The organism is Tissierellales bacterium (genome assembly GCA_035301805.1).
Classification (GTDB): domain Bacteria; phylum Bacillota; class Clostridia; order Tissierellales; family DATGTQ01; genus DATGTQ01.
The window spans coordinates 1-4,891 of the sequence record DATGTQ010000108.1 but is presented as its reverse complement, the minus strand read 5'-3'; the positions used below and the strand labels follow the sequence as shown (position 1 = coordinate 4,891).

At 30.9% G+C, this 4,891-nt stretch carries 2 protein-coding genes; both read left to right on the top strand.

From position 1 onward, the window contains the following. Window positions 1-3,321: amino acid adenylation domain-containing protein (locus tag VK071_05020; protein HLR34677.1), on the top strand; the 3,321-nt coding region annotated here is incomplete at its 5' end. A gap of 38 nt (window positions 3,322-3,359) precedes the next feature. Continuing rightward, on the top strand, window positions 3,360-4,891 hold a 1,532-nt coding region (locus VK071_05015), incomplete at its 3' end, for a condensation domain-containing protein (protein ID HLR34676.1).

Here is a 4,891-nt window from a genome sequence, read left to right as displayed (position 1 = left end):
GTATTAAATCCTCATAAAACTATTGGAGAGTTAAGCCTTTCAAATGAAAAAGAAACATTAAATGTATTGAAAGATTTTAATGCTACGGAAGAAGGTTATGAAAAAGAGAAAACAGTAAAAGAGTTATTTGAAGAGACAGCTAAGAAAAATCCTCAAAAGATAGCAGTAGTAGATGAAAATGTAAAATTAACATATGAAGAATTAAATAATAAAGCAAACCATCTAGCAAAGAAATTACGTAGAATGGGAGTTACCCCTGGTGAAAAAGTTGTTCTATTAACAGAAAGAAGTGCAGCTATGATGGTAGGAATATATGCTGTTATAAAAGCAGGAGGAGCTTATGTACCTATAGATCCAAACTATCCGCTAGAACGTAAAAAGTATGTAATAGAAGATTGTAAACCCAAGGTAATTTTATTAGGAGAATCTGAAGTTACCTTAAAAGATACTTTAATGGAAGATATGGCAACTGCAGATATAACAACTTTTAATTTAGAAGAAGAATTAAGCTGCCAATTAGTAGATGGACTTGGTGATGGAGAAGAGGAAATAAGCAATGAATTAATATATGCACCTCATAATGAAATAGAAAATATACCAAGAATCCATAATGGGGACGACTTAGTATATGTTATATATACTTCTGGAACTACTGGAAAACCAAAAGGTGTAATGATAGAACACAGTAACTTATTTAATTATTTAGAATATGGAAAGAGGGCTTATGCTACTGAGGAAATGTCTGCACCATTGTTTACAAGTATAGGATTTGATTTAACAGTAACTACATTATTTTTACCATTATGCACTGGTGGTAAAATAGTAATTAAACAGGATGATGTAGAAGAAACTATAAGAGAAATTTTTAAGGAAGATAAATATAGTTTTGCAAAAATGACTCCATCTCATTTAAAAATGGCAGTACAAGAAAGTGGAAAACAATTAAATAATCTTCAAACCTTAATTGTTGGTGGAGAGGAGTTAGGAATATCTACAGCACAAAATATATTAGATAAGTTTGGTAGTCATATTAAAATACACAATGAATATGGACCAACAGAAGGAACTGTAGGCTGTTGTGATTATGTATATAAAAACTTAAGTAAAGAAGATAAAGAAACAATAGAACTGTCAAAGGGGGTATCTATTGGAAAAGCAATAGATAATACAAAGATATATATTATGGATGAAAATAATCTCTGTGATATAAATGTTCCAGGAGAATTATGTATAACAGGGGCAGGAGTAAGTAGAGGATACTTAAATAGAGAAGAATTTACTAAAGAAAAATTCATAAAGAATCCTTTTGGCAATGGTTATATGTATCGTACTGGAGATTTAGCAAGATGGTTACCTAATGGAAACTTAGAATATTTAGGAAGAATGGATGAACAAGTTAATATTCGTGGATATAGAGTTGAATTAAAAGAAATTGAAGAAGTTCTAAGAAATCAGGAAGGAATCGAAGATTCAATAGTTATAGTAAAAGAAGTAGGAGAAGGAAATGGAAGCCTTCATGGCTATATAGTAATGGAAGAAGGTGAAGAATTAGATATATCTAAGTTAAAGGATAATTTAAGAAAAGAATTACCTGAATATATGGTTCCCTCATATATTATGGACATAGACAATATACCTTTAACTGTAAATGGAAAAGTAGATAAAAGAGGTTTACCAGATATCCAATATGTAAGGGAAGATGAATATGTAGCACCAACTACTGCTGTGGAAAAAATACTTTGTAATATATTTGAAGAAGTGTTGGGAATTGAAGAAGTTAGTATTAAGGACAATTTCTTTGAACTAGGTGGGGATTCAATTAAGGCCATTAGAGTAGTATCAAAAGCTAGAGAATTAGGTTATGAAATCTCTGTTAGAGACATTATGCTTTTACATTGTGTGGAAAGTTTAGCTAAGGAAATAAAAGAGATAACAGTTCAGTATGAACAGGGCGAAGTAAATGGAGAAGTAGATTTAACTCCTATTCAAAAGACATTTATTAATTGGAATTTAGCTAATAGAAACCATTATAACCAGGCTGTAGTATTAGAAAGTAAAAGAACACTATCTGAATCTGCTTTAAGGAAAACATTAGATGCCTTAGTAAAGGGGCACGATATGCTTAGAGCTGTTTTAAAGGGAAATAACCAAACTATTTTACCCATGGATGAAAGTAAGAAGTATACTCTTAAAGTTTTTGATAGTAGAGATTGGACAAACCTTGAAGAAAGAATAGAAGAGGAATGTACCGAACTTCAAAGTACTATGGATTTAGAAAATGGTCCTTTGATGAAAGTTGGACTATTTAAGACAAGTAAAGGTGATTATTTAATGATAGGAGTTCATCACTTTGTCATAGATGGTGTATCATGGAGAATACTACTAGAAGATTTTTTATTAGCTTATAGTTTAGCCGAAGAGAATAAGGAAATAGTTTTACCAAATAAAACTGCATCCTATAAACAATGGTCAAAAGCTTTAGAGGAATATTCAATAAGTCTAAAATTTGAAGAGGAAAGTAAGTATTGGGAAGAGATATATAGCTATATCCATAATACTCAATTACCAAGAGAAATTTATTTGTCTAGAGGAGATTATAATTATGAAAGCTTGGAAATTGACTCCAATGCCACTCATAAGCTTATCCATGAATCTTTTGAAGCTTACGGTACAGATATAAATGATGTATTATTAACTTCCCTAATGTTAGCAATTAAGAAATGGAAGGGTATGGATGCAGTTACTGTAGACTTAGAAAGTCATGGTAGAAGTGATATGAATAAGAATATTCATTTAGATCGGACCTTAGGTTGGTTTACGAGCATTTATCCAGTTTATCTACAAAGCTATGATACTTTAGAGGAAAGTTTAATAGAAACTAAGGAAAAGTTAAGGAAGGTACCGAATTTAGGAATTGGTTATGCTCTATGGAAATATAAGAAAGCTGAAGAAAGAAAATTAATACCTTCTATTGCTTTTAACTATATGGGAGATATGGATCTCAGGGTGAAGGAGGAAAGTGTCTTTAATATGTCTTCCGTGGGGCCAGGTTTAACTATAGCTGAGGAAAATGAACTGCCTCATGATATAAGTATTGATATACAATTAAACAATGATAAATTATGTGGATATGTGAATTATAAAGAAGGTAAATTTAGTAAGGATAGTATAAAAAATTTCTGTAACTTATATATTGAATCATTAATTGAAATTATTGAGCATTGCTGTAATCAAGAAGAAACAGTGGCTACACCATCTGATTTTGGCGCTCTAGATATGGGGGTTCAAGAACTAGATGACATAATGGATATTTTTAGTTAGAGAAATTGCTAAATAGGAAATATGAAAGGAGATTAGCGGTGAAAAGTAAGAAGAATATTCAAAGTATTTATGCTCTGTCTCCCCTACAAGAAGGGATCTTATTTGAAAAGTTAAAAGATAGTGAGGATTCTAGTTACTTTATTCAAAATGCCTTTACCTTAAAAGGGAGGATCAACGAAGATTATATTAGGAAAAGTATATCCTTACTCTCCTTAAAATATGATACTCTAAGAACCGCTATAGTTATAGCAAAGTCCACGGGAAAGCCTTGGCAAGTGGTTTTGAAAAATAGGGAAATTGAAATACAAAAGAAAAGTATTAGGGATGTATCCATAAGTGAAAGAGCTAGTACTTTAAGAACTATTAAAAATGAAGATATTAAAAGAGACTTTAATTTAAAAAGTGATAGTCTTCTACGTATAACCATTGTAGAAGTAACTGAAGATGAACATGTTATACTATGGAGTTCCCATCATATACTTCTAGATGGCTGGTGTAATTCTATTCTTACAGGTGATTTTTTTAGGTTCTATGAATTGTTAAGCCAAGGTACAATCTATGAAGAATTAAAAGATAAGGTTCTTATAGAAAAAGAAGGGGTTGGGTCCTATGGTGATTTCATTAAGTGGTTACAGGGTCAAGATCATAGGAAGGCCTTAAATTATTGGGAAAACCTGCTATGGGAATATGATACCGTAGCAGGTCTCATTCCCATGGAAAATGATCTAATAAACTCTGAGGGAAACTGTATAATCCATAATATGACCCTAGATAGAAGTAATAAAGTTATGAAGTTTGCTAAAAAACATAATATGACTATAAATAGAATAGTAGAAACAGCATGGGGTATATTATTGCAAAAATATAATACTTGTAATGATGTAGTTTTTGGCAAAGTAGTTTCAGGCCGTAATGCGAGGGTGAAAAATATTGAAAATGCTATTGGACTATTTATAAATACAGTTCCAGTACGTGTACAGTCTACCAACAATACTAAAGTTTTGGACTTATTAAAGGATATGGATAGACAAGCCATTGAAAGTCAAGAATATGATTATTATGCTTTAAGTGAGATACAAAAGCAAAGTTCTATGGAAGGACAACTTTTTGATACCTTATTTGTCTTTGAAAACTACTATGTATCAAATTCAGAAATGGACTCGTCTATGGATTTTGAAATTGTGGAGGAATCGGGAAGAGAAGAGACAAATTATGATATTTGTGTAGGAGTAGATGCGAAGGACACCTTAACTTTTGATATTTTATATAATGTCAATAAATATTCAGCATATGAAATAAAGCTTATTCTAGAAAGATTAGATCATTTGTTATTAGAAATGGTAGATAATCCAGATAAGAATATAGGTTCTTTGAAGTTAATAGATGAGAAAGAAAAAGAAAAAGTTACAAAGGAATTTAATCCTAGTAATGTTAAAGACAATATATACTCAGAAAAAACTGTTGTAGAATATTTTGAAGAACAAGTTACTAAAACTCCAGAAAATATAGCTCTTGTTTATGAGGAGGAAGAATTAACTTATAGTGAATTAAATAGAAAATCTAATGCTTT